Source organism: Streptomyces sp. NPDC102451, assembly GCF_044765485.1.
Taxonomy (GTDB): Bacteria; Actinomycetota; Actinomycetes; order Streptomycetales; family Streptomycetaceae; genus Streptomyces.
Genome location: NZ_JBIWKD010000001.1, coordinates 182,811 through 204,341, shown reverse-complemented (window position 1 = coordinate 204,341; position 21,531 = coordinate 182,811). Strand labels below are relative to the sequence as shown.

Sequence of the window (21,531 nt, the reverse complement as noted above, 5' to 3'; positions counted from 1 at the left end):
CACATCAAGGATGATGACCATGCGCAACCGCAGAGCCGCACTTGCCGCCATAGCCTCCGCCGCTTCCCTCGCCCTCGCCCTGACCGCCTGCGGCCAGAACAGCGAAGGCGGCAGCGACGAGAAGAAGGGTGGCTCCGAAGGCGCCACCATCGGCGTCGCCATGCCGACCAAGTCCTCCGAGCGCTGGATCGCCGACGGCGCCAACGTCGTGAAGGAGCTCAAGGCCAAGGGCTACAAGACGAAGCTCGTCTACGGCGAGGACGACCCGGACCAGCAGGTCTCGCAGATCGAGAACATGATCACGCAGGGTGTGGACGCCCTGATCGTCGCCGCGATCGACAACAAGTCCCTCAACAACGTGCTCCAGCAGGCCAAGGACGCCGACATCCCGGTGATCTCCTACGACCGGCTGATCCTCGGCACGGAGAACGTCGACTACTACGCCTCGTTCGACAACGAGAAGGTCGGCGAGCTGCAGGGCACGTACATCGTGGACAAGCTCGGCCTGGAGGACGGCAAGAAGGGCCCCTTCAGCATCGAGCTGTTCGCCGGTTCCAACGACGACAACAACACCAAGTACTTCTTCCAGGGCGCGATGAACGTCCTCAAGCCGTACGTGGACAAGGGCGAGCTGGTCGTCAGGTCCAAGCAGACCGCCCTCAACCAGGTCACCACCCTGCGCTGGGACGGCGGCACCGCGCAGAAGCGCATGGACGACCTGCTGACGTCCAGCTACCGCAGCACTCGGGTCGACGCCGTTCTCTCGCCGTACGACGGCATCTCCATCGGCATCCTCTCCGCCCTGAAGTCGGACGGCTACGGCACGAAGGCCAAGCCGATGCCGGTCGTCACGGGCCAGGACGCCGAGGTCGCCTCGGTGAAGTCGATCATCACGGGTGAGCAGACGCAGACGGTCTACAAGGACCTGCGCAAGCTCGCCGAGGTCGCCTCGAACATGGTCGACGCGGTCCTGAACGACAAGAAGCCCGAGACCAACGACACCAAGTCCTACGACAACGGCTCCAAGGTCGTCCCCGCCTTCCTGCTCCAGCCGGTCAGCGTCGACAAGGCCAACTACAAGGAGGTCCTCGTCGACGGCGGCTACTACACCGAGAACGACCTCAAGTAACCGGGCCCCCTCAAGGATTGGAAGGCACAACCATGGCGGGACCCGTCCTGGAAATGCGCTCGATCGTCAAGACCTTTCCCGGTGTCAAAGCGCTTTCGGACGTCACACTGACGGTCCGGCAGGGCGAGGTCCACGCCATCTGCGGTGAGAACGGCGCCGGCAAGTCGACCCTGATGAAGGTGCTCTCCGGCGTCCATCCGCACGGCACCTACGAAGGGGACGTCCTCTTCGAGGGCGGGACCTGCCGGTTCAAGGACATCCGGGCGAGCGAACAGCACGGCATCGTGATCATCCACCAGGAGCTGGCGCTGGTGCCGTACCTCTCCATCGCGGAGAACATCTTCCTCGGCAACGAGCACGCCAAGCGCGGGATGATCAACTGGAACGACACCCTTCGGCACGCAGGTGAACTGCTGCGCCGCGTCGGCCTGGACGAGCATCCGGAGACCCGCGTCGCCGACATCGGCGTGGGCAAGCAGCAGCTGGTGGAGATCGCCAAGGCACTGTCGAAGAAGGTGAAGCTGCTCATCCTCGACGAGCCGACGGCGGCGCTCAACGACGAGGACAGCGGCAAGCTCCTCGACCTGATCCTCTCGCTGAAGGAACAGGGCATCACCTCGATCATCATCTCGCACAAGCTCAACGAGATCCGCCGGGTCGCCGACTCGGTCACGATCATCCGCGACGGGCACTCCATCGAGACGCTCGACGTGAAGGCCGCGGAGACGACCGAGGACCGGATCATCAGCGGCATGGTCGGCCGCGACCTGGAGAACCGCTTCCCGGAGCGGACCCCGCACCATCCGGAGGAGGGCACCGCGCCCGCCCTGGAGATCCGCAACTGGACGGTGCACCACCCCATCGACCAGCAGCGCAAGGTCGTCGACGACGTCTCGATCGAGGTGCGGCGCGGCGAGATCGTCGGTATCGCCGGGCTCATGGGCGCCGGTCGCACCGAGCTGGCGATGAGCGTCTTCGGCCGCTCCTACGGCCGTTACGCGGGCGGCACCGTCCTGAGGGACGGCACCGAGATCCGTACGAAGTCCGTCCCCGAGGCGGTCCGGCACGGCATCGCGTACGCCACCGAGGACCGCAAGCACTACGGCCTCAACCTCATCGACACCATCAACCGGAACATCTCGCTGACCGCGCTGGGCAAGGTCTCCAAGCGGGGTGTGGTCGACGAGCACGGGGAGCGGCAGGTCGCCGAGGGCTTCCGGAAGTCCATGAACATCAAGGCGCCGACCGTCTTCGAGCCGGTGGGCAAGCTGTCCGGCGGCAACCAGCAGAAGGTCGTCCTCAGCAAGTGGATCTTCGCGGGTCCCGAGGTGCTGATCCTGGACGAGCCCACGCGCGGGATCGACGTGGGCGCCAAGTACGAGATCTACACGGTCATCGACCAGCTGGCCGCCCAGGGCAAGGCGGTCGTCTTCATTTCCTCCGAACTGCCGGAGCTGCTCGGCATGTGCGACCGCATCTACACGATGGCGGCGGGACGGCTGACGGGTGAGTTCTCGCGGGCCGAGGCCACGCAGGAAGCGCTGATGCGTCAGATGACGAAGGACAAAGAGGTAAACCGATGAGCACGGACGTGACCGCGAAGACCCCGGCCCCCGCGCCGTCCGGCGGAGGCGGGCAGGCCTCCGGCGACGGCCTGCTGCAGCTGATGCTCGGCGGCATGCGCCGCAACATGCGCCAGTACGGCATGCTGATGGCGCTCGGCCTGATCGTGGTGCTGTTCGCGGTGTGGTCGGGCGGCGACCTGCTGCTGCCGCGCAACGTCTCCAACCTGGTGCTGCAGAACAGCTACATCCTGATCCTCGCGATCGGCATGATGCTCGTCATCATCGCGGGGCACATCGACCTCTCGGTCGGCTCCCTGACCGCGTTCATCGGCGCGATGTCCGCCGTGCTGATGGTCGAGCACGATCTCGCCTGGCCGCTCGCGGTGGTGCTGTGCCTGGCCATCGGCGCCGTCGCGGGCTCGGTGCAGGGCTTCTTCATCGCCTACCTCGGCATCCCGTCGTTCATCGTGACCCTCGCGGGCATGCTGCTCTTCCGCGGTCTGACGGAGATCTTCCTGAAGGGGCAGACCCTCGGCCCGTTCCCGAAGGACCTGCAGAAGATAGCCAACGGCTTCCTGCCCGAGGTCGGCCCGAACACCAACTACCACAACCTCACCCTGCTGCTGGGCTTCGCCCTGATCGCCTTCGTGGTGTTCCAGGAGGTCCGTGACCGCAAGCGGCAGCAGGAGTTCGCCCTCGACGTACCGCCGGTCAAGCTGTTCCTGCTGAAGCTGGTCGCCCTGGTCGCGGCCGTCCTCACCGTCACGCTGCTGCTCGCCAGCTACAAGGGCGCCCCGGTCGTGCTGCTCATCCTCGGTGTGCTGGTCGTCGGCTTCGGCTATCTGATGCGCAACGCGATCATCGGCCGCCACATCTACGCCATCGGCGGCAACCTGCCCGCGGCGAAGCTGTCGGGCGTGAAGGACAAGAAGGTCACCTTCCTGGTCTTCCTCAACATGGGCATGCTCGCGGCCCTCGCGGGTCTGGTCTTCGCCGCCCGCTTCAACGCGGCCTCGCCCAAGGCCGGCCTCAACTTCGAACTGGAGGCCATCGCGGCCTCGTTCATCGGCGGTGCGTCGATGAGCGGCGGCGTCGGCACGGTCCTCGGCGCGATCATCGGTGGCCTGGTCCTGGGCGTGCTGAACAACGGCATGAACCTCGTCGGGATCGGCACCGACTGGCAGCAGGTCATCAAGGGCGCGGTGCTGCTGGCCGCGGTCGGCTTCGACGTCTGGAACAAGCGCAAGGTCGGTTCGTAACACCCCCTGCGGAACGGACGGCGCCCTCCCCGACCGAGGAGGGCGCCGTCCGTCGTTCTCACACCAGCCGGATCATGTTCCAGGACAGCGGCTCCAGCACGGCCCTCAGCGTGCCGCCGGCCAGCTCCGTGCCCTCGGCGGCGTGCGGGAGGACCCGCTCGGGCTCGGCGAGGGTGTTCCGGGCCTCCGGGTCGGCGTCCGCGACGACCTGGTGCTCGACGACGCGCTCCAGGTCCAGCCCGGCCAGGGCGACTTCGAGCGGCAGCGCGGTGTCCTGGCTGCGGTTGACCGCGAACACGGTCACGGCGCCCGTCTCCGGGTCGCGTACGGCGGTGGCGTGCAGCAGGTCCGTCTCGCCGTACTTCGCCGTCCCGTACGTCGGCGAGTCCACCCGTACGTCCAGGACCTGGCCACGGCCGTACCGTGCGGCCTGGGCGAAGGGGAAGAAGGTGGTCTGCCGCCAGGCCGGCCCGCCGGGCTCGGTCACGATCGGCGCGATCACGTTGACCAGCTGGGCGAGGCAGGCGACGGTCACCCGGTCCGCGTGCCGCAGCAGCGCGATGAGCAGGCTGCCGAAGACGACGGCGTCGGTGACGCTGTAGTTGTCCTCCAGCAGCCGCGGCGCCTCGGGCCAGTCGAGGGGGTTCTCCTCCGTCTCCTGCTGGAAGCGCTTCTGGTACCAGACGTTCCACTCGTCGAAGGAGAGGTTGATCCTCTTCGTGGACTTCAGGCGCGCCCCCACGTGGTCGCAGGTCGCGACGACGCTCTCGATGAAGGACTCCATGTCCACGGCCGAGGCGAGGAAGGAGTCACGGTCGCCGTCGGTCTCCTCGTAGTAGGCGTGCAGCGAGACATGGTCGACGAGGTCGTAGGTCTCGGCGAGGACCGTCGCCTCCCACGCCGCGAAGGTGGGCATGGCGCGGCTGGAGGACCCACAGGCGACGAGCTGGACCGTGGGGTCGATCTGCCGCATCGCGCGCGCCGTCTCGGCCGCGAGCCGCCCGTACTCCTCGGCGGTCTTGTGGCCGGTCTGCCACGGGCCGTCCATCTCGTTGCCCAGGCACCACAGCTTGATCCCGAAGGGGTCCTTGTCGCCGTGGGCGGCGCGCAGGTCGGAGAGGTCGGTGCCGGACGGGTGGTTGGCGTACTCCTGGAGCTGGATGGCCTCCTGGACGCCGCGGGTGCCGAGGTTGACCGCGAGCATCGGTTCGGCCTGCGGGCCGATCTTCCTGAGGAAGCCGATGTACTCGGCGAGGCCGAAACGATTCGTCTCGGTGGAGCGCCAGGCGAGGTCGAGCCTGCGGGGGCGCTCGTCGACGGGGCCGACGCTGTCCTCCCAGCGGTAGCCGGAGACGAAATTGCCACCGGGGTAGCGGATGACGGTGACACCGAGTTCGCGGACGAGATCCAGGACGTCGGTACGCAGTCCGGCCTCGTCCGCCGACGGGTGGCCGGGCTCGAATATGCCGTCGTAGACGCAGCGGCCGAGGTGCTCGACGAAGGAGCCGTAGAGCCGGGGGTCGACGTCGCCGACGGTGAAGGCCGGGTCGAGGGTGAAGCGCGCGGTGCGGGTCATGGCTTCCTTACTCGTTCGATATTTCGAATGCTGCTCGTAACCTCGAACGGGACCGTAGGGTTCCACCTCCGTGGCCGTCAATGCCTCTGCGCGTTTTTACGGGGACGGGCGGTGACGCACGACCGAGGGCCGCACCCCGGTGACGGGATGCGGCCCTCGGACGTACGCGATCAGGTCAGTTGGCGGACAGCTCGACCTTGATGTTGCCCCGGGTGGCGTTCGAGTACGGGCACACCTGGTGCGCCTTCTCGACGAGCGCCTGCGCGGTGGCCGGGTCGACGTTCGGGATGGAGGCGCTGATCGCGACCTCCAGTCCGAAGCCGCCCGCCGCGGTCTTGCCGATGGAGACCGATGCGGTCACCGTCGATCCGGAGATGTCGGCCTTCTCCTGACGGGCGACCACTCCGAGCGCGCCCTGGAAGCATGCGCTGTAGCCGGCGGCGAAGAGCTGCTCGGGGTTGGTCCCCGCGCCGCTTCCGCCCATCTCCTTCGGCGGGTTGACGACGACGTCGAGCTTGCCGTCGTCGGTGGAGACGCGTCCGTCGCGGCCGTTCTCAGCGGTGGCGACGGCGGTGTAGGCGACGTCGATGCTCTGGATGGTCATACGGGTGATCCTCCTGCTGGTGCGCCGCGACTCGCGCCCACGATCGCGACGGCCTGCGCCGAGCCTAGCGGGTGACGCCGGGGCGCACCGAGGCGCGGACGCGGTAGGCATGGTTCATGCAGACTTTCCTGCCGTACGCCGATTTCTCCCGGAGTGCCCTCGCGCTGGACCCGCGCCGGCTGGGCAAGCAGCGGGTCGAGACGATCCAGGTGCTGCGGGGACTCACCGTCCCCGGCTACGGCTGGCGGCACCACCCCGCCGTCCACATGTGGGCCGGGTACGAGGAGGCGCTCGTGCGCTACGGCCTGGACATGTGCGCCGCGTGGACCGCCGAGGGCAGGGCCGACACCTGCGCGGCGACCCTGCGCGAGGACCTCGCCGGCGCGCTCGGGCGCACCACCGTGCGGCCGGCCGCGGAACTCGCCGCGGCGGCCGAACTGCCCCCGTGGCTGGGCGACGAGGCGTTCCACGAGAGCCACCGCTCGGCGCTCGTGCGCAAGGACCCGGCGTACTACGGCCCGCTGTTCCCCGGGGTGCCTGCGGATCTTCCGTATGTGTGGCCCGCCTCGGACCGCGAAGGGCGGTGAGGGGACCTCCGGTGGCGGGCCCGTGACCTCAGGGGCCCGCCACCGGGGGGAGCCGTCAGGCGTCGAGCGAGACGATCATCTTGCCGGTGTTCTCGCCGCGCAGCAGGCCGACGAAGGCGTCGTAGCCGTTCTCGATGCCCTCGACCTTCGTCTCGCGGTACTGGAGCTCACCGGAGGCCAGCCAGCCGGCCACGTCCTGGACGAACTGCGGCTGGAGATCGGCGTGGTCGCCGACCAGCATGCCCTGGAGGCGCAGCCGCTTGCCGATGACGAGCGCCAGGTTGCGCGGGGCCGGGGTGGGCTCCGTGGCGTTGTACTGGGCGATCATCCCGCAGATGGTGGCGCGGCCGTGGACGTTGAACGAGGAGAGCGCGGCCTCCAGGTGCTCACCGCCGACGTTGTCGAAGTAGACGTCGATGCCGTCGGGGGCGGCCTCGGCGAGCTGGTCCCGGACGGGGCCGTTCTTGTAGTTGAAGGCCGCGTCGAAGCCGTACTCCTCGGTGAGGAGCTTGACCTTCTCGTCGGAGCCGGCCGAGCCGATGACGCGGGAGGCGCCCTTGATCCTGGCCATCTGGCCGACCTGGCTGCCGACCGCGCCGGCCGCGCCGGAGACGAAGACGGCGTCCCCCTCCTTGAAGGAGGCGACGTCGAACAGGCCGGCGTAGGCCGTGAGCCCGGGCATGCCGAGCACGCCGAGGTAGGCGGAGAGCGGCGCGATGGAGCCGTCGACCTTGACCGCGTGCTTGGCGGGGACGTCGGCGTACTCGCGCCAGCCGAGGCCGTGCAGGACGTGGTCACCCACGGCGAAGCCCTCGGCGTTCGACGCGACGACCTCGCCGACCGCGCCGCCGTCCATCGGGTGGTCGAGCTTGAAGGGCGGGGTGTACGACTTCACGTCGTTCATCCGGCCGCGCATGTAGGGGTCGACCGAGAAGTGGAGGTTGCGGACGAGGACGCGGCCCTCACCGGGGGCGGCCACCGGCGCCTCGCGCAGCGCGAAATCCGAGGCCTCGGGCCAGCCGTGCGGACGGGCGACGAGGTGCCATTCGCGGCTGGACGTGGGAAGTGCAGACATGGGCTCGGGTTCTCCTCGATGTCGTACGGGCGGGAAGCCGAAAAGCTTCAGGACATGAAACAACCATGCGTCCAGATATTTCACCTTGTCAAGTAATTCGGTACGCTGGGTGTCATGGCCACCTCGCGCTCGGATCCGCTCACCCTCGATGTCATCCAGCTCATCGGCGGGGTCGTCGCGCGCTACCACGAGGAGTACGACCGGGCCGCGGCCACACACGCGCTGACCGGCGCGCAGGCCAGGGTGCTCGGGCTGCTCTCCCTGGAGCCGATGCCCATGCGCAAGGTTGCCCGGAAACTGAAGTGCGAACCGTCCAACATCACCGGGATAGTCGACCGGCTGGAGCTCCGTGGCCTGGTGGAACGCCGCCCGGACCCGGCCGACCGGCGGGTGAAGCTCGCCGCCCCGACGGAGGAGGGCATCCGCACGGCCCGGCAGCTGCGGGACGCGCTGGACTTCGCCCGGGAGCCGCTCGCCGAGCTGTCGGAGGCGGAGCGGACGGTGCTGCGCGACCTGCTGCGGCGGATGCTCGGCGAGGACGCCTAGGAGCTCTGCGGCGTCAGAAGCAGAAGATGATCCAGCGGCAGGTCTCGGTGGGCGACGGACTGGGAGTCGGTTCCTCCGTGGGCTCCGGCGGGTCCGGGTCCGCGGTCGGCTTCCCCGAGCCGGAGGGCTCGGCCGGCGCGTCGGTTCCGTCCGGGTCCGTGGACGCGGACGGGGACGTCGGGGCGTCCGCCGGGGCGGAGGGCGACACGGTCACGCCCGGCGCCGCGGTGCGGGCGGGGCCGCCCGTCGCGGTCGCGGAGTGGGAATCGGTGACCGGCACGACGGTGGGCACCTCCACCGGGCCGGGATCGTCGGGCTCCGCGCTCGACGACGCCGACGGCAGGGGCTCGGTGGCGGAGGACGTGGCCTCGCTCACGTACTCCGCGGCGCCGTCGTCGCCCCCGGGCTCCATGGCCAGCTCGGCCAGGCTGAGCGCGCCCAGCGCCAGCACCACGCCCGCCGCCGTCAGCAGCAGTGCGCGGCCACGCCTCCGGTGCGCACGGCGGCCACGCCTGCGGGTTTCGCCCCGGGCACGGCGGCGGTGCCCGGCGGACCCGGACGCCTGCAGGGTCTCCTCGGCGGGCTCAGCGGCACGGCCGGACGGGCCCATGACGGCATAGGGGACCAGCGCGTCGGCGGGGGTCCCGCAACCGGCGCAGGCAAGCGCCCCGTTGAGGTGCCGTTGGCACGGGTGGCAGTAATCCATCGCGCCCGCAGACTAGACGTGCGCGGAACAACACAGGAAGCCGCGCAGGTGAGGATCCTGTGTGGAATTCAGGACTCCGGAGCAGGCCGCCCGATACGTGCGATACGCGGCAGGATGGGTCCCATGACCGCTCCCACCCCGTTCGGGCCGCTCCAGTTCCAGCTCGTCCTGCTGCGCCGGATGGCCGACCACCAGCCGGACCTCGTCGAGGAGGCCCGCCATGAACTGAGCGCCTCGCTCGCCGAGATGCGGGAGGCGAACCGGCGCTGGCAGGCGATGCTGCGCGCCCCGCGCGGCCGGGGCGCGCTCCGCCGCTACCGCTCGGTCCTGGGCGACCCCGAGTCGTCCGTACGCCGCAAGGTCGGCGATCTGGAGTGCGACGCGCTGCTGTGGCCGCTGCCGCTCTGGCCGGACCTGCGGTTCGAGGTGATGGCGGGCCCCGGCGGGGCCGTGTGGAACGAATGGCTGGTCCGCGCCCCCGGCACCGCGGGACCCGAACTGCGTACGGCCGCCGACCTCCGCCCGTGGTCCTGCACCGTCGACGAGGTGGCCAGGGCCTTCGCGCCGGCGCGCCCCATGGAGGGCAGCGCGCCGACCCGCTGGGCCCTGGCCTTCACCGACCCGGCGGGCAGCCGGCCCCGCGTCGCCGAGTTCACCTGGGGACTGTTCCAGCGGCTGCTGCCTGACGGCGACTGAGATCTGTCGCGCCGTCAGCTCGGTTCCCCCCTACGGCTCACCCAGCGCGCGCCGCCCCTGCCACGGCACGACGATGTCAGGAGAACCGGCTGCCGCCGGTGCCCCCCGCCAGCGCTCCCGGGAGAACCTGCCGTGACCGTCAGTCTCGAACAGTTGCGCCGTTGCCATGTAGCCGTCGATCTCGGGGCCGCGAGGACCCGTGTGTACATCAAGGGAGTGGGACTCGTCGTCGACGAGCCCAGTGTCGCCGCAGTGAACACGCGCACCGGCTCGCTCATCGCCGTCGGCGCGCTCGCCGAACAGATGACGGGCCGTACGCCCGCGTACATCCGGGTGGCCCGCCCGGTCTCCGGCGGGACGGTCGTCGACATCGACATGGCGCAGCGCATGCTGCGCCATCTGCTCGGTGAGAAGCTCCGCCGCCAGCTGCGCCGCAAGCCCCGGCTGCGGGCCGCCGCCTGCACCCCGCACGAGGCCGATCCGCTGGCCCAGCGGGCGACCGTCGAGACCCTCGTGGGGCTCGGCGCGCGCCGGGTGGAGCTGGTCGACACCCTGGTCGCCGCGGCGATCGGCTGCGGGCTCCCGGTCGAGCAGCCGACCGCCACCATGATCATGGTCTGCGGGGCTGCCACCACCCAGATCGCCGTGCTCTCGCTCGGCTCGATCGTGACGGCCGTACGCATCCCGATCGGCGGCGAGGCCATCGACCACGCGGTCATCCAGCACCTGCGCCAGCACCACCAGCTGATGCTGCCCAGCCAGTCGGTGCGCCCCCTGCAGCTGGCGCTCCGGGGCAACGGCCTCACGCTCAACGGCCCGGCAGTGACGGAGATCCACGGCCGTGACGTGGCCACCGGCCTGGCCCGGTCGGTGCAGGTCGACACCGCCGCCGTACGCCAGGCGATCCACACGCCGCTGACCGCCGTGCTCGACGGTCTCGGCAAGGTGCTGCGAAACTGCCCGCCCGACCTGGTGGCCGACATCGCGGAGTCCGGGATCATGATGGTCGGCGGCAGTGCCCTGCTGCCGGGGCTCGACCAGATGCTGCGCGACGCGACGGGTGTGCCGGTGAACATCGCGGAGCGGCCCGACGTGTGCTCCGTGCTGGGGCTCGGCGCGATGCTTGACGGCACGGTCCAGCCGCTGGTCCTCGCCCCGCTCGCCGGCTGAGAGCCGGCGGGCTCACCGGTGGGCGGGACGGATCTCGACCTGCGGACCACCCTCCAGCACATCGTGGACACCGCCACGGCGCTCGCCGGGGCGCGCTACGGCGCCCTGGCGCTCCTGCACGGGGAGGACCGCCGTGTCACCGACCTGTTCACCACCGGCATGTCCGACGACGAACGCCGCGCGGCGGGCCCGCTCCTCGACGGGCGTACGGGAGTGCTCGGGGCCCTGGTGGACGACGCGCAGGCCGTGCGCACCGACGATCTGACCGCGGGCCCGCACCCCCGCGGCCTGCCGGCTCCGCTCCTCCCGATGCGCTCCTTCCTCGCGGCGCCCGTCCGGGTGCACACCGAGGTGCTCGGCAGCCTGTGCCTCACCGCCGGGGAGCCGGGGCGCTTCACGGACACCGATTCGGCGCTGCTGCGGCTGCTCTCCTCCCAGGCCGCCGCGGCGATCAGCGGCGCCCATCTGTACGACGCGGCGCGGCAGCGGGAGCAATGGATCGAGGGGGCCGCGGCCGTCACCCGGGCGCTGCTGACCGGAGCGGGCACGACGGACGCCCTGATGACCGTCGCCGAGCGGGCCAGGGTGCTGGCCGGTGCAGCGGCCGGGGTGATCCTCCAGCCGACCCCGGGCGGCGGGATGGAGATCGTCGCCGCCTCCACCCTCGACGATCCGGCCGGTCTCGTCGGCACGGCCATCGCCCCGGGCTCCCCCGTCCTGGTCCAGCTGCTGGGCGGCGAGGAGGTCTTCATCGAGGACTCCGCCACGGACGACCGGATGACGACCGCCGTACGGTCCCGGTTCGGCCCCAGCATGATGCTGCCGCTGCAGAGCGACGGCAGGCTCATCGGCACGCTCGCCCTCCCCCGGCGGCGCGGCGAGGCCCCGTACACGGCGACGGACCGGCAGCTCGCCTCCCAGTTCGCCTCCCAGGCGGCGCTGGCCCTCGTGATGGCCGACGCGCAGCACTACCGGGAGCAGCTGGCGGTCTACGAGGACCGCGACCGCATCGCCCGTGACCTGCACGACCTAGTCGTACAGCGGCTGTTCGCGACGGAGATGATGCTGGAGTCGACGCGCCGCAAGGACCTGGCGGGCGATACGGAGACCGCCGAGCTGCTCGGACATGCCGTCGACGAGCTGGACTCCACCATCCAGGAGGTGAGGACCGCGATCTTCGCTCTCCAGCAGCCGCCCGCCGAGGCTCCCACGACCTTCCGCGGCCGGGTCCTGCGCGAGACGGGCGGCGCGGCGGCGGTGCTCGGCTTCCAGCCGTCGGTGCAGTTCACCGGCGCCGTGGACGCCCTGGTGACGGAGCCGGTCGACGGCGAACTGCTCGATGTGCTGCGCGGCGCCCTGGCCGCCGCGCACCGGCGGGCGGGGGTGTCGGCCGTCGAGGTGGAGGTGGACGCGACGGCCCGGCTGCCCGACGGACGCCCGGCGGTGCGGCTGGCGGTGGCTGACGACGGGCGCGCCGAGGACGGCGGCCGGTCGCCGACGGTCATCTGGCAGGCGCCGCTCTGAGGGCGATCCGGGTGCTGGAGTGGGCGACGCCCGCGTCCTTCTTCAGCCGGCGCAGCAACGCGTCCAGGGAGCCCGGGTCGGCCGCCGTGGCGCGTACGAGATAGTCGTGGCCGCCCGTCACGTGCACCACCTCGGTGATGCCGGGCAGGGTGAGCACCGAGCGTTCGAACTCCTCGTTCGTCGTGTCGAGGCGCAGCGACACGTCGATGAAGACGACGAGGCCCGAGCGGGTGTCGGCGGCCGGGTCCACGATGACCGTGAAGCCGCGGATCACCCCGTCGCGGCGCATGCGGCGTACGCGGTCACCCGCCGCGTTGGCACTGAGTCCCACGCGTACGCCCAGATCGCGGTACGAGATCCGGGCGTCCTCCTGGAGAATGCCGAGGATCTCTCGGTCGAGCCTGTCCATAGGGGCGATTGTGGCAGTCATGGGCGGAATCGGCGGGCGGGAGGCCTCTCCCCGGGCCGTGAAAGGGCCCGCTGCCCATGGGGCGTCTGCCGTGCCCCGCCCTACCCGGATGGCCCAGCCCGCCGTGCCACACCCTCCCCCCACCCCTTGACTTGCGGTGTGGACACAACCGCCGAGCAGGCCCCCGCCCCGGACCGGAGACAATCCGCCGCCGCCTACCGGAACCTGATCATGGCCACGATCGGATTCACGCTCACCTTCTGGGCGTGGAACCTGATCTCCCCGCTGTCGGGCGACTTCAAGGAGCGGCTCGGCCTGAGCTCCTTCCAGCAGTCGCTGCTGGTGGCCGTTCCCGTGCTCGTCGGCTCGCTCGGCCGGATCGCGGCGGGCGCGCTGACCGACAAGTACGGCGCCAAGCTGATGTTCCCGGCCGTCTCGGCCCTGACGATCGTCCCGGTGCTGCTGCTCATCCCGGCGAAGGACTCCTACGGGGCGATGCTGGCCGTCGGCTTCCTGCTCGGCCTCGGCGGCACGACGTTCGCGATCGGCATCCCCCTCGTCAACTCATGGTTCCCGCCCGAGAAGCGGGGCCTCGCACTCGGCGTGTTCGGGATGGGCATGGGCGGCGTCGCGCTGTCCGGCTACTTCACGCCGAGGATCGCCGAGCACGACGTGAACCTGCCGTTCTGGATCGTCGCCGGTGCCCTCCTGGTCTACTCGCTGCTCGCCGCGGTCCTCATCACCGACCACCCGGACCGCAAGATCCCGGCGGACTCGCTGGCCCACCGGCTGGGCGAGGCGGGCCGGCTGCGGGTGACCTGGGAGCTGTCCGCGCTGTACGCGATCGGCTTCGGCGGCATCGTCGCGTTCGGGGTGTACCTGCCGACGTACCTGAAGACCTGGTACGAGATGTCACCGACCGAGGCGGGCACCAAGGCGGCGGGTTTCGCGCTGGTCACCGTCATCTTCCGGCCGTTCGGCGGCTGGCTGTCGGACCGGGCCCACCCCGCCCTGGTCACGGCCGCGGCCCTGCTGCTGGCGGCGCTGATGGCCATCGTCCAGGCCTTCGACCCGCCGCTGGACCCGCTCGGCACGATCGCGCTGCTCTGCATGGCGGCGGGGCTCGGCACCGCGAGCGGAAGCGTCTTCGCCCTGGTCTCCCAGGTGACCCCGCAGGCCAAGGTGGGCAGTGTGACCGGCATCGTCGGGGCGATGGGCGGGCTCGGCGGATTCGTGCCGCCGCTGGTCATGGGCGCCATCTACAGCGCGAAGAACTCGTACTCGATCGGCTTCATGCTGCTCTCCGACCTGGCACTGGCGGGCGCGGTGTACGCCTACGGCCGGATGCGGACCATCCGTCGCGACGGCTGACGGGCGGTCCTGAGGGGCTCCGGGGGACAGCCCTTAGGCTCGGCACGTGACCTCTCTTCTGCCCGCGTTGCGCGGAGCGTCCGGCCGGACGGACTCCCCCGAGGCCGTCCGGTTCGGCGAACACGTCCTGACCTACGCACAGTTGGCCGATGCCTCCGCCTCCCTCGCCGTCCGGATCGCCGGGGCGGGGCGCGTCGCCGTCTGGGCCACGTCCACCCCGGAGACGGTGGTCGCCGTGGTGGCGGCGCTGCGGGCGGGGGTGCCCGCCGTGCCGCTCAACCCGAGGACCGGAGAGCGGGAACTCGCGCACATCGTCGCCGACAGCGCGCCCTCGGCGGTGCTGGCCGGCGCCGACGACGTACTGCCGTCGGCGCTCGGCGGCCTGGCGCGGCTCGATGTGGAGACGGCCACGGCCGCCCGTACGCCGGAGTCCGCCCTTCCCGAGCCCTCCGAGGACTCCCCCGCCCTGGTCGTCTACACCTCGGGCACGACGGGTCCGCCCAAGGGTGCCGTTCTGCCCCGCCGGGCGATCGCCGCGTCGCTGGACGCGCTGGAGGCCGCGTGGCGGTGGACCGGCGACGACGTCCTCGTGCACGCCCTGCCGCTGTTCCATGTGCACGGGCTGGTCCTGGGCGTCCTCGGCCCGCTGCGTCGGGGCGGTTCCCTGCGCCACCTCGGCCGGTTCTCGGTGGAGGGCGTGGCGCGGGAGCTGCTCTCCGGGGGGACGATGCTGTTCGGCGTGCCCACGATGTACCACCGGCTGGCCGGCGCGCTGGACGGCCCGGCCGGGCCCCGGAGCCTGGCGAAGGCCCTGGCGGGTGCCCGGCTGCTGGTCTCCGGCTCGGCGGCGCTGCCGGTCCACGACCACGAACGGATCACCGCGGCCACCGGGCGCGGGGTCGTCGAGCGGTACGGGATGACGGAGACCCTGATGAACACGGGCGTACGGGTGGACGGCGCGCCCCGCGCCGGGACGGTCGGCCCGCCGCTGCCGGGCGTGGAGCTCAGGCTCGTCGAGGAGGACGGCACCGTGCTCCGGGACACCGCGTCCATCGGCGAGATCCAGGTGCGCGGCCCGAACCTCTTCACCGGCTATCTGAACCGGCCGGAGGCCACGGCGGCCGCCTTCACCGAGGACGGCTTCTTCCGTACGGGCGACATGGCCACGGTCGACCCCGACGGCTACGTACGGATCGTCGGGCGCAAGGCCACCGACCTCATCAAGAGCGGCGGCTACAAGATCGGTGCGGGCGAGATCGAGAACGCCCTGCTCGACCACCCCGGCGTACGGGAGGCAGCCGTCACCGGTGAGCCGGACGCGGATCTCGGCGAGCGGATCGTCGCCTGGGTGGTGCCGGACGACCCCGGTTCGCCGCCCGGCGAGCGGGAGCTGGCGGACCATGTGGCGGGCCTGCTGGCCCCTCACAAGCGCCCGCGCGTCGTCCGCTACCTCGACGTGCTGCCCCGCAACGAGCTGGGCAAGATCATGAAGCGGTCGCTCGGTGCCTGACGCCGGGTGCGCCCGTCTGTGGGCGCGGGAGGCGGTTGCCGCCGTCACCGGGAGCTTCACGGAGCACCGGCCGCCCGAGCGCCCCGTACCTCCGGACGGTCCGCTCGGCTGGAGCGGTTACGCGGAGTCCAGGGCGCGCGCCTCGGCGCGGACCGGCGAGGAGGAGTCCGTCCTGTACGGGACCGCCGTCGTCGCCGGCCGGGAGTGCGTCCTGGTCTCGTTCGAATTCGGCTTCCTGGGCGGCTCGCTGGGCAGCCGCACCGGGGACCGGCTGGAGGCCGCGTACGCGCTGGCCGGTGAGCGGCGGCTGCCGCTGGTCTCGCTGGTGGCCACCGGGGGCAGCCGGATGCAGGAGGGCATGATCGCGCTGATACAGCTCCAGCGGGTGGCCCGCGCCTCCGCCCGGCTGAGGTCCCTGGGGCAGGCGCAGATCGCCGTACTGCGGGATCCGACGACCGGCGGCGGCTGGGCCACCGTGGGGGCGGGCTCCGACGTGGTGCTGGCGCTGCCCGGCGCGCAGATCGGGTTCGCGGGTTCCCGAGTGCGGCCCGCCGGCGCGGATCCGTACGCGTACACCGCCGAGGGCCAGCTGGCGGCGGGCCAGGTCGACGCGGTCGTCACTCCGGAGGAGCTGCCCGGGACGCTGGGCCGCTGGCTGGCGGCGCTGACGGTCACGGGGCCGGCGCAGACAGCCCCGGTGCCGGGCGCGCTGTCGTCCACGGGACTTCCGGACACCGGCTGGGAGGCGGTGGAGCAGGCCAGGGCGGTGGGGCGGCCGCGGGCCGAGGCCTATCTGGACGCGTACTTCGAGTACCGGCTGCCGCTGAGCGGCGACCGGTGCGGCGGCAGGGATCCGGGGCTGCTCTGCGGGGTGGGCATGCACGCCGGGCGGCCCGTGGCGTACGCCGCCCAGTGCGGCACCGCGACCCGCCCGGCGGGCTACCGCACGGCCGCACGGGTGATCCGGCTCGCGGACCGGCTCGGCCTCCCCGTGCTGACCCTGATCGACACCCCCGGCGCGGCCAACGACGCGGAGGCGGAACGGGCGGGTGCGGGCGCCGCCATCGCCGACGCCTTCGCGGCGATCGCCGGTGCCCGGGTCCCCGTGACGACGCTGGTCATCGGCGAGGGCGGCTCCGGCGGTGCGCTTGCCCTGGCGGCGCCGGACAACACCCATGTCACCACGGACAGTTACTTCTCGGTGATCGCACCGGAACTGGCGGCGGCCATCCTGAAGCGCGGCCCCGAGGAGGTACGGTCCACCGCCGGCCAGCTCCGGCTGCGCCCCCAGGACCTGGTGGAGCTCGGGGTCGCCCGCTCCGTCGTCGGGCCCGCCGGGCCGGAGCGCTGAGACGCGCTCGGCGCGCCGGTCGGGCGGGGTTTGGCTAGCGTGACAAGGAGGACCATCCGCCGAGTGAAGAAGGGTCCGAGTCATGGCCGCAGAATCCGAGGGCACCCCGTGCTGGGCCGACGGTACGTTCGGCGACCTGGAGGGGGCGAAGCGCTTCTACGGTGAGCTCCTGGGCTGGACGTACGGCGACTCGATGCCGGAGTACGGCAACTACACCCAGGCCTATGTGGACGGCAAGGCGGTCGCCGCGCTGTCGCCGCCCATGCCGGGCCAGGAGGCACCGTCCGCCTGGTGTCTGTATCTGGCCTCCCGGGACGCCGACGCCACCGCCGCGAAGGTCCGGGAGCACGGGGGCCATGTGCTGGTGGAGCCGATGCGGGTCGGCGACTTCGGGACGATGGTGCTCGCCGCCGACCCGGGCGGAGCGCCGTTCGGGGTGTGGCAGGCGGGCAGCCACAAGGGTTTCGAGGCGCAGGCGGTGCCCGGCGCCTACGCCTGGGCCGAGGTCTTCACCCGGGACCCGGAGAAGGCGGACGCCTTCTTCCACGCCGTCTTCGGCTACGGGGTGAAGCACCTGGACGACGACGCGATCGACTTCTCGCTCTACGACCTGGGCGCCGACCCGGTGCTCGGCCGGATGAAGATGGGCGAGGAGTTCCCGCCCCAGGTGCCCGCCCATCTGAACGTCTACTTCGCCGTCGCCGACTGCGACGCGGCGGTGGAAAAGGCGAAGTCGCTGGGGGCCGAGCTCCGGTTCGGCCCGATGACCATCCCGTTCGGCAGGTTCGCGTCCCTGACGGACCCGCAGGGCGCGGTGTTCTCGCTGTTCGACCCCACGACGACCGGGGGCGAGATGCCGAGCGTCACGAAGGTCTCCTGACCGGACCCCGGCCCCTTCAGGCCGCGTCGAGCGCGCGGAGCCGGGGGGCGACCTCCTCGCCCACCCGGTAGGCCTCCTCCAGGTGCGGATAGCCGGAGAGGATGAACTCGCCGATCCCCAGGCGCCGGTACGCGTGCAGCCGCTGGGCGACCTCGTCGTGCGAGCCGACGAGCGCCGTGCCGGCCCCTTCCCGTACGAGCCCGATGCCCGCCCAGAGGTTCGGGGCGACCTCCAGCTTCGCGGCGTCCGCGGAGCCGCCGCCGTGCAGCGCGGCCATCCGGGCCTGCCCGGTGGAGTCCATGCGGGCGAACCGTTCCTGGCTGGCCCGGACGGCCTCCGGGTCGATGCCCGCGAGGATGCGGTCGGCCTCGGCCCATGCCTCGGCGGCGGTGTCCCGGCTGATGATGTGCAGCCGCAGTCCGTAGCGCAGTTCGGGGGCGACGGCGCGGAGCCGGGCGATGCGCTGCGCGAGGGCGGCGGGCGGTTCACCCCAGAGCAGCTGTACGTCGGCCCGGCGGGCGGCGACGGCTTCGGCGGCCGGGGAGGCGCCGCCGAAGTAGAGGGGGACGGGGTGCTGGACGGCCGGGTCGTGGAGCTGGGCGCCCTCGACTGTCAGGTGTTCGCCGCTGTGGTCGACGAGCTTGCCGTCGAGGAGGTCACGCAGGACGGCCATCACCTCGTCGGTGCGCGCGTACCGCTGGTCGTGGGCCAAGTGATCGCCGTACGCACGCTGTTCGACGGGGTCGCCGCCGGTGACGACGTTGAGCCGGAGCCGCCCGCCGGCGAACCGCCGGAAGGCGTCGGCCTGCTGGGCCAGCAGGGTGGGGCTGGCGAAGCCGGCCCGGAAGGCGACCAGGAACCCGATGCGGTCGGTGTGCTGGGCGAGGGCCGAGGTGAGGATCCACGGGTCGACGCAGCCGAGCCCCACGGGGGTCAGCAGCGAGTGGAATCCGGCCTGTTCGGCGGCACGTGCCACCTGGGTGAGATAGCCGATGTCGGCGGGGCGGCGGGTGGCCGCGCCGGTCCTCCCCTGCACGGCCGTCACCCCGCCGGGATCGCGGCCGTCGCCGCCCGTGGGCAGGAACCAGTGGAGCAGGAGCGGGCTGTTGTCGGGCATGAGGGATCCTCGTGGGACGGCGGCGGGGGGACGCACCACGGCGTACGGGTGCGTGGGGGCACCGGCAGGCCGGGGTGTCCGGGAGATCAGGGGACGCGGAGGCGTCGGGAGGCCGGCGTCAGGGCCGGCGGGGCGTCACGTCAGCGACAGGACGGACAGCGGAGGCCGGCCCGACAGAGCATGGTCGAGACACGCACGAGATCCACGTGACGACGCGACACAAGAGCTGGGGCCATGCGGGCATCCTGGCGTCGCCCCGGGCACGGCGACAAGCGCCGCCCGTATGACGGACAGCGACGTATCAAGGTGTGGACCTGCTGTCACGGCTGGCCTGGTCGCGGCGGACCTGCTGTCACGGCTGGCCCGGTGACGGCCGACCTGTTGTCACGGCTGGCCCGGTCGCGGCCGACCTGCTGTCACGGCTGCGGATCGCGCGCGTCGTACTGGGCGAAGCCGCGCCAGCGCAGCCCCAGCAGGCACACCACCAGCACGCAGGCGATGCCGCCACCGGTCACCGCCACGGCCGGTGACGTCAGGTCGGCCACGGAGCCGGCCACGAGGTCGCCGAGCCGGGGGCCGCCGGCCACGACCACGATGAACACGCCCTGGAGCCGGCCGCGCATGTCGTCCGGGACCGCGGCCTGGAGCATGGTGTTGCGGAAGACCATGGAGATGGAGTCCGCGCACCCGGCGAGCGCGAGCAGGACAAGTCCCGGCCAGAGCTGCCGGGTGAGCCCGAACATGGCGATGGCTCCGCCCCAGCAGGCGACGGCGATCAGCACGGCGAGCCCGTGCCGGCGTACGCGGCCCAGCCAGCCGGAGAAGATGCTGCCGAGCAGCGCCCCCAGCGCCGGGGCGGCGACGAGGAGTCCGGTGGTCTTCGCGTCGCCGCCGAACCAGACCACGGCGACCACGGGGAAGAGGGCGCGCGGGTGGGCCAGCACCATGGCGCTCAGGTCGCTGAAGAAGGTCATCCGCAGATTGGGCCTGGTGCCGAGGAAGCGCAGCCCGTCCAGCACGGAGGCCCGCTTGGTCCCCTGCTCCCCCTCGGCCCGGTCGGGCAGCATCGAGGGCAGCCGCCACATCGCGTACAGCGAGGCGGTGAAGGTGACGGCGTCGACGGTGTACGCCGCCCGGTAGCCCCACCAGCCGACGATGAGGCCGCCGAGCATCGGGCCGGCCAGGCCGCCGGTGGTGGACGTCATGGCGCTGAGTGCGTTGGCGGCGGGCAGCTGTTCGGCCGGGAGGAGCCGGGCGATCATCGAGCTCCTGGCCGGGGAGTTGAGCGCGAAGCACACGGCCTGGAGGGCGACGACCGCGTAGAGCAGCCCGAGGTTCTCGACCCCGGCGAAGGTGACGGCGGCCAGTACGAGGGAGAGCAGGAACGACCCGGTGGCGCTGAAGAGCCCGAGCTTGCGCCGGTCGACGGTGTCGGCGACGGCCCCGCTGTACAGCCCGAGGAGCACCAGCGGAACGAGCGAACAGAGACCGATCAGCCCGACGGAGAACGCGGACCCGGTGATGTCGTAGACCTGGAGGGAGACGGCCAGCGCCGTCATGCCCTGCCCGATCCAGGAAACGGTGTTCCCGAACCAGAGCCGCCGGTAGTCCGGGGAGGAACGCAGCGGCGTCAGGTCGGCGAGTATGCGGGTGCGGGATACACCTTGTTCGGCTGTTTCGGTCACAGGGGATGGTAACGGCCCGCTAGGGAGCGGGTGCGGCGGCCGTCTCGAGGTCGAGCCTGCGGAGGGCCAGGAGCCCGCCGACACCGGGGACGACCGCGAGGGCCCTGACGGCGGTGGTGGCCCGGTCGTGACGCCAGGTCGCGATGGTGACGACGAGGTAGGCGCAGCCGTGGGTGGGGCCCATCAGGGAGGAGACGGGTCCGAGGTGGACGGTGGCCAGGTTGGCCAGCATGACGACCAGCGAGACGAGTTCGGCGTGGGCCGCGATGCGCAGGGGACGGAGGGACACGGTCATGCTCCCGTGGTGGAGCCGGGGCGGATGATCATCAGGACGGTAACCGTGGCCCAGAGCAGGTTGAACACACCGGTGGCCATGGCGAGACGGGCCGAGGCGCGGGCTTCGGCACCGGAGCCGGGTGCCTGTACGGATGCCTGTACGGCGGCGAGGGCGGCGCCCTGCGCGGGAAGGATCCGCAGGACCAGCAGACCGGCGGCCGCGGCGGTCAGGAGCATCGAGGTGATCAGCCAGGGGCTGCCGAGGACACCGAGACTGCTCGCCGTGGCGAGCCCGAACAGGGGTACGGCGATGCCGATGACCCCGTAGACGCGGCAGATGCGGTGCAGCATCCGCAGCGTCGTCAGCGCCTCGCCGTCACTTGGACCGCTGTGGGCCGTGCGAAGGGTCCGGGGGAACATGCTCGCGGCGACGGTGACCGGGCCGATGGCCAGGATCACGGCCAGGACGTGCAGGGAGAGGAAGAGTTTCGTCAT

The 21,531-nt window shown here is 71.6% G+C and carries 21 protein-coding genes; 12 read left to right on the top strand and 9 right to left on the bottom strand.

All coding sequences use genetic code 11. The features are described from left to right. Nucleotides 1–19 precede the first annotated feature (19 nt). The 3 genes from chvE to mmsB are packed head-to-tail and all read left to right on the top strand — an operon-like array spanning nt 20 to nt 3,953. Nucleotides 20–1,129 (top strand): multiple monosaccharide ABC transporter substrate-binding protein, encoded by a 1,110-nt coding sequence (chvE, locus tag ACIRD8_RS00915; protein ID WP_403984625.1) that lies wholly within the window; start codon nt 20–22, stop codon nt 1,127–1,129. A 32-nt stretch (nt 1,130–1,161) separates the two neighbouring features. Next, nucleotides 1,162–2,712, top strand: a complete 1,551-nt coding sequence (gene mmsA, locus ACIRD8_RS00910; protein ID WP_403984623.1) for a multiple monosaccharide ABC transporter ATP-binding protein — start codon at nt 1,162–1,164, stop codon at nt 2,710–2,712. Further along, nucleotides 2,709–3,953, top strand: a complete 1,245-nt coding sequence (gene mmsB / locus ACIRD8_RS00905; protein ID WP_403984621.1) for a multiple monosaccharide ABC transporter permease — start codon at nt 2,709–2,711, stop codon at nt 3,951–3,953. Before mmsA ends, mmsB begins: the two co-directional genes overlap by 4 nt. 58 nt (nt 3,954–4,011) lie before the next feature. On the opposite strand, the gene ACIRD8_RS00900 is transcribed toward mmsB, so the two are convergent. Then, nucleotides 4,012–5,529: an alpha-N-arabinofuranosidase gene (locus ACIRD8_RS00900; RefSeq protein ID WP_403984619.1), complete on the bottom strand. Its 1,518-nt coding sequence runs from the start codon at nt 5,527–5,529 to the stop codon at nt 4,012–4,014. A gap of 175 nt (nt 5,530–5,704) precedes the next feature. Then, nucleotides 5,705–6,133 carry an organic hydroperoxide resistance protein gene (locus ACIRD8_RS00895; protein ID WP_403984617.1) on the bottom strand — a complete coding sequence of 143 codons (429 nt, stop codon included), beginning with the start codon at nt 6,131–6,133 and terminating at the stop codon, nt 5,705–5,707. Nucleotides 6,134–6,249: 116 nt separating this feature from the next. Here ACIRD8_RS00895 and ACIRD8_RS00890 point away from each other — a divergent pair, with 116 nt between their 5' ends. Then, nucleotides 6,250–6,720, top strand: coding sequence for an MSMEG_6728 family protein (locus ACIRD8_RS00890; protein WP_403984615.1), 471 nt, complete (start codon nt 6,250–6,252; stop codon nt 6,718–6,720). Nucleotides 6,721–6,775: 55 nt separating this feature from the next. Here the strand turns inward: ACIRD8_RS00890 and ACIRD8_RS00885 are convergent, their stop codons facing one another. After that, on the bottom strand, nt 6,776–7,795 hold the full coding sequence (locus ACIRD8_RS00885; protein WP_403984613.1) for an NADP-dependent oxidoreductase: 1,020 nt from the start codon (nt 7,793–7,795) through the stop codon (nt 6,776–6,778). A 114-nt stretch (nt 7,796–7,909) separates the two neighbouring features. Between ACIRD8_RS00885 and ACIRD8_RS00880 the strand changes: the two genes are divergently transcribed. Next, a complete protein-coding gene (locus tag ACIRD8_RS00880; RefSeq protein WP_403984611.1) occupies nt 7,910–8,341 on the top strand; it encodes a MarR family winged helix-turn-helix transcriptional regulator in 432 nt (143 codons plus the stop codon). Nucleotides 8,342–8,354: 13 nt separating this feature from the next. On the opposite strand, the gene ACIRD8_RS00875 is transcribed toward ACIRD8_RS00880, so the two are convergent. After that, entirely contained in the window at nt 8,355–8,951 is a 597-nt protein-coding gene (locus tag ACIRD8_RS00875) for a hypothetical protein (protein ID WP_403984609.1), read from the bottom strand. A gap of 219 nt (nt 8,952–9,170) precedes the next feature. Here ACIRD8_RS00875 and ACIRD8_RS00870 point away from each other — a divergent pair, with 219 nt between their 5' ends. The 3 genes from ACIRD8_RS00870 to ACIRD8_RS00860 all read left to right on the top strand — a co-directional run bounded on the left by ACIRD8_RS00870 (nt 9,171) and on the right by ACIRD8_RS00860 (nt 12,437). Continuing rightward, nucleotides 9,171–9,743: a hypothetical protein gene (locus tag ACIRD8_RS00870; protein WP_403984607.1), complete on the top strand. Its 573-nt coding sequence runs from the start codon at nt 9,171–9,173 to the stop codon at nt 9,741–9,743. Nucleotides 9,744–9,875: 132 nt separating this feature from the next. Continuing rightward, nucleotides 9,876–10,913 (top strand): rod shape-determining protein, encoded by a 1,038-nt coding sequence (locus ACIRD8_RS00865; RefSeq protein WP_403984605.1) that lies wholly within the window; start codon nt 9,876–9,878, stop codon nt 10,911–10,913. Nucleotides 10,914–10,931: 18 nt separating this feature from the next. Beyond that, on the top strand, nt 10,932–12,437 hold the full coding sequence (locus tag ACIRD8_RS00860) for a GAF domain-containing protein (protein WP_403984603.1): 1,506 nt from the start codon (nt 10,932–10,934) through the stop codon (nt 12,435–12,437). On the opposite strand, the gene ACIRD8_RS00855 is transcribed toward ACIRD8_RS00860, so the two are convergent. Beyond that, the gene (locus tag ACIRD8_RS00855; protein ID WP_403984601.1) at nt 12,415–12,846 is read right to left on the bottom strand and encodes an Lrp/AsnC family transcriptional regulator; all 432 of its coding nucleotides are present in this window, start codon (nt 12,844–12,846) and stop codon (nt 12,415–12,417) included. The two genes, ACIRD8_RS00860 and ACIRD8_RS00855, sit on opposite strands and share 23 nt — an antisense overlap. A 159-nt stretch (nt 12,847–13,005) precedes the next feature. Here ACIRD8_RS00855 and ACIRD8_RS00850 point away from each other — a divergent pair, with 159 nt between their 5' ends. From ACIRD8_RS00850 to ACIRD8_RS00835, 4 genes are all read left to right on the top strand, one after another. Next, a complete protein-coding gene (locus tag ACIRD8_RS00850; protein ID WP_403984600.1) occupies nt 13,006–14,217 on the top strand; it encodes a nitrate/nitrite transporter in 1,212 nt (403 codons plus the stop codon). Nucleotides 14,218–14,263: 46 nt separating this feature from the next. Further along, nucleotides 14,264–15,727, top strand: a complete 1,464-nt coding sequence (locus tag ACIRD8_RS00845) for an acyl-CoA synthetase (protein ID WP_403984598.1) — start codon at nt 14,264–14,266, stop codon at nt 15,725–15,727. Further along, nucleotides 15,720–17,078: a carboxyl transferase domain-containing protein gene (locus tag ACIRD8_RS00840; RefSeq protein ID WP_403984596.1), complete on the top strand. Its 1,359-nt coding sequence runs from the start codon at nt 15,720–15,722 to the stop codon at nt 17,076–17,078. Before ACIRD8_RS00845 ends, ACIRD8_RS00840 begins: the two co-directional genes overlap by 8 nt. Nucleotides 17,079–17,160: 82 nt before the next feature. Further along, a complete protein-coding gene (locus tag ACIRD8_RS00835) occupies nt 17,161–17,958 on the top strand; it encodes a VOC family protein (RefSeq protein ID WP_403984594.1) in 798 nt (265 codons plus the stop codon). A 16-nt stretch (nt 17,959–17,974) separates the two neighbouring features. On the opposite strand, the gene ACIRD8_RS00830 is transcribed toward ACIRD8_RS00835, so the two are convergent. The 4 genes from ACIRD8_RS00830 to ACIRD8_RS00815 form a co-directional block, all read right to left on the bottom strand. Next, complete coding sequence (locus ACIRD8_RS00830) at nt 17,975–19,075, bottom strand: LLM class flavin-dependent oxidoreductase (RefSeq protein ID WP_403984592.1); 1,101 nt, start codon at nt 19,073–19,075, stop codon at nt 17,975–17,977. A gap of 416 nt (nt 19,076–19,491) precedes the next feature. Further along, entirely contained in the window at nt 19,492–20,760 is a 1,269-nt protein-coding gene (locus ACIRD8_RS00825; protein WP_403984590.1) for an MFS transporter, read from the bottom strand. A gap of 19 nt (nt 20,761–20,779) precedes the next feature. Then, complete coding sequence (locus ACIRD8_RS00820) at nt 20,780–21,055, bottom strand: DUF3817 domain-containing protein (RefSeq protein WP_403984589.1); 276 nt, start codon at nt 21,053–21,055, stop codon at nt 20,780–20,782. Beyond that, nucleotides 21,052–21,531, bottom strand: a complete 480-nt coding sequence (locus tag ACIRD8_RS00815; protein ID WP_403984587.1) for a hypothetical protein — start codon at nt 21,529–21,531, stop codon at nt 21,052–21,054. Before ACIRD8_RS00815 ends, ACIRD8_RS00820 begins: the two co-directional genes overlap by 4 nt.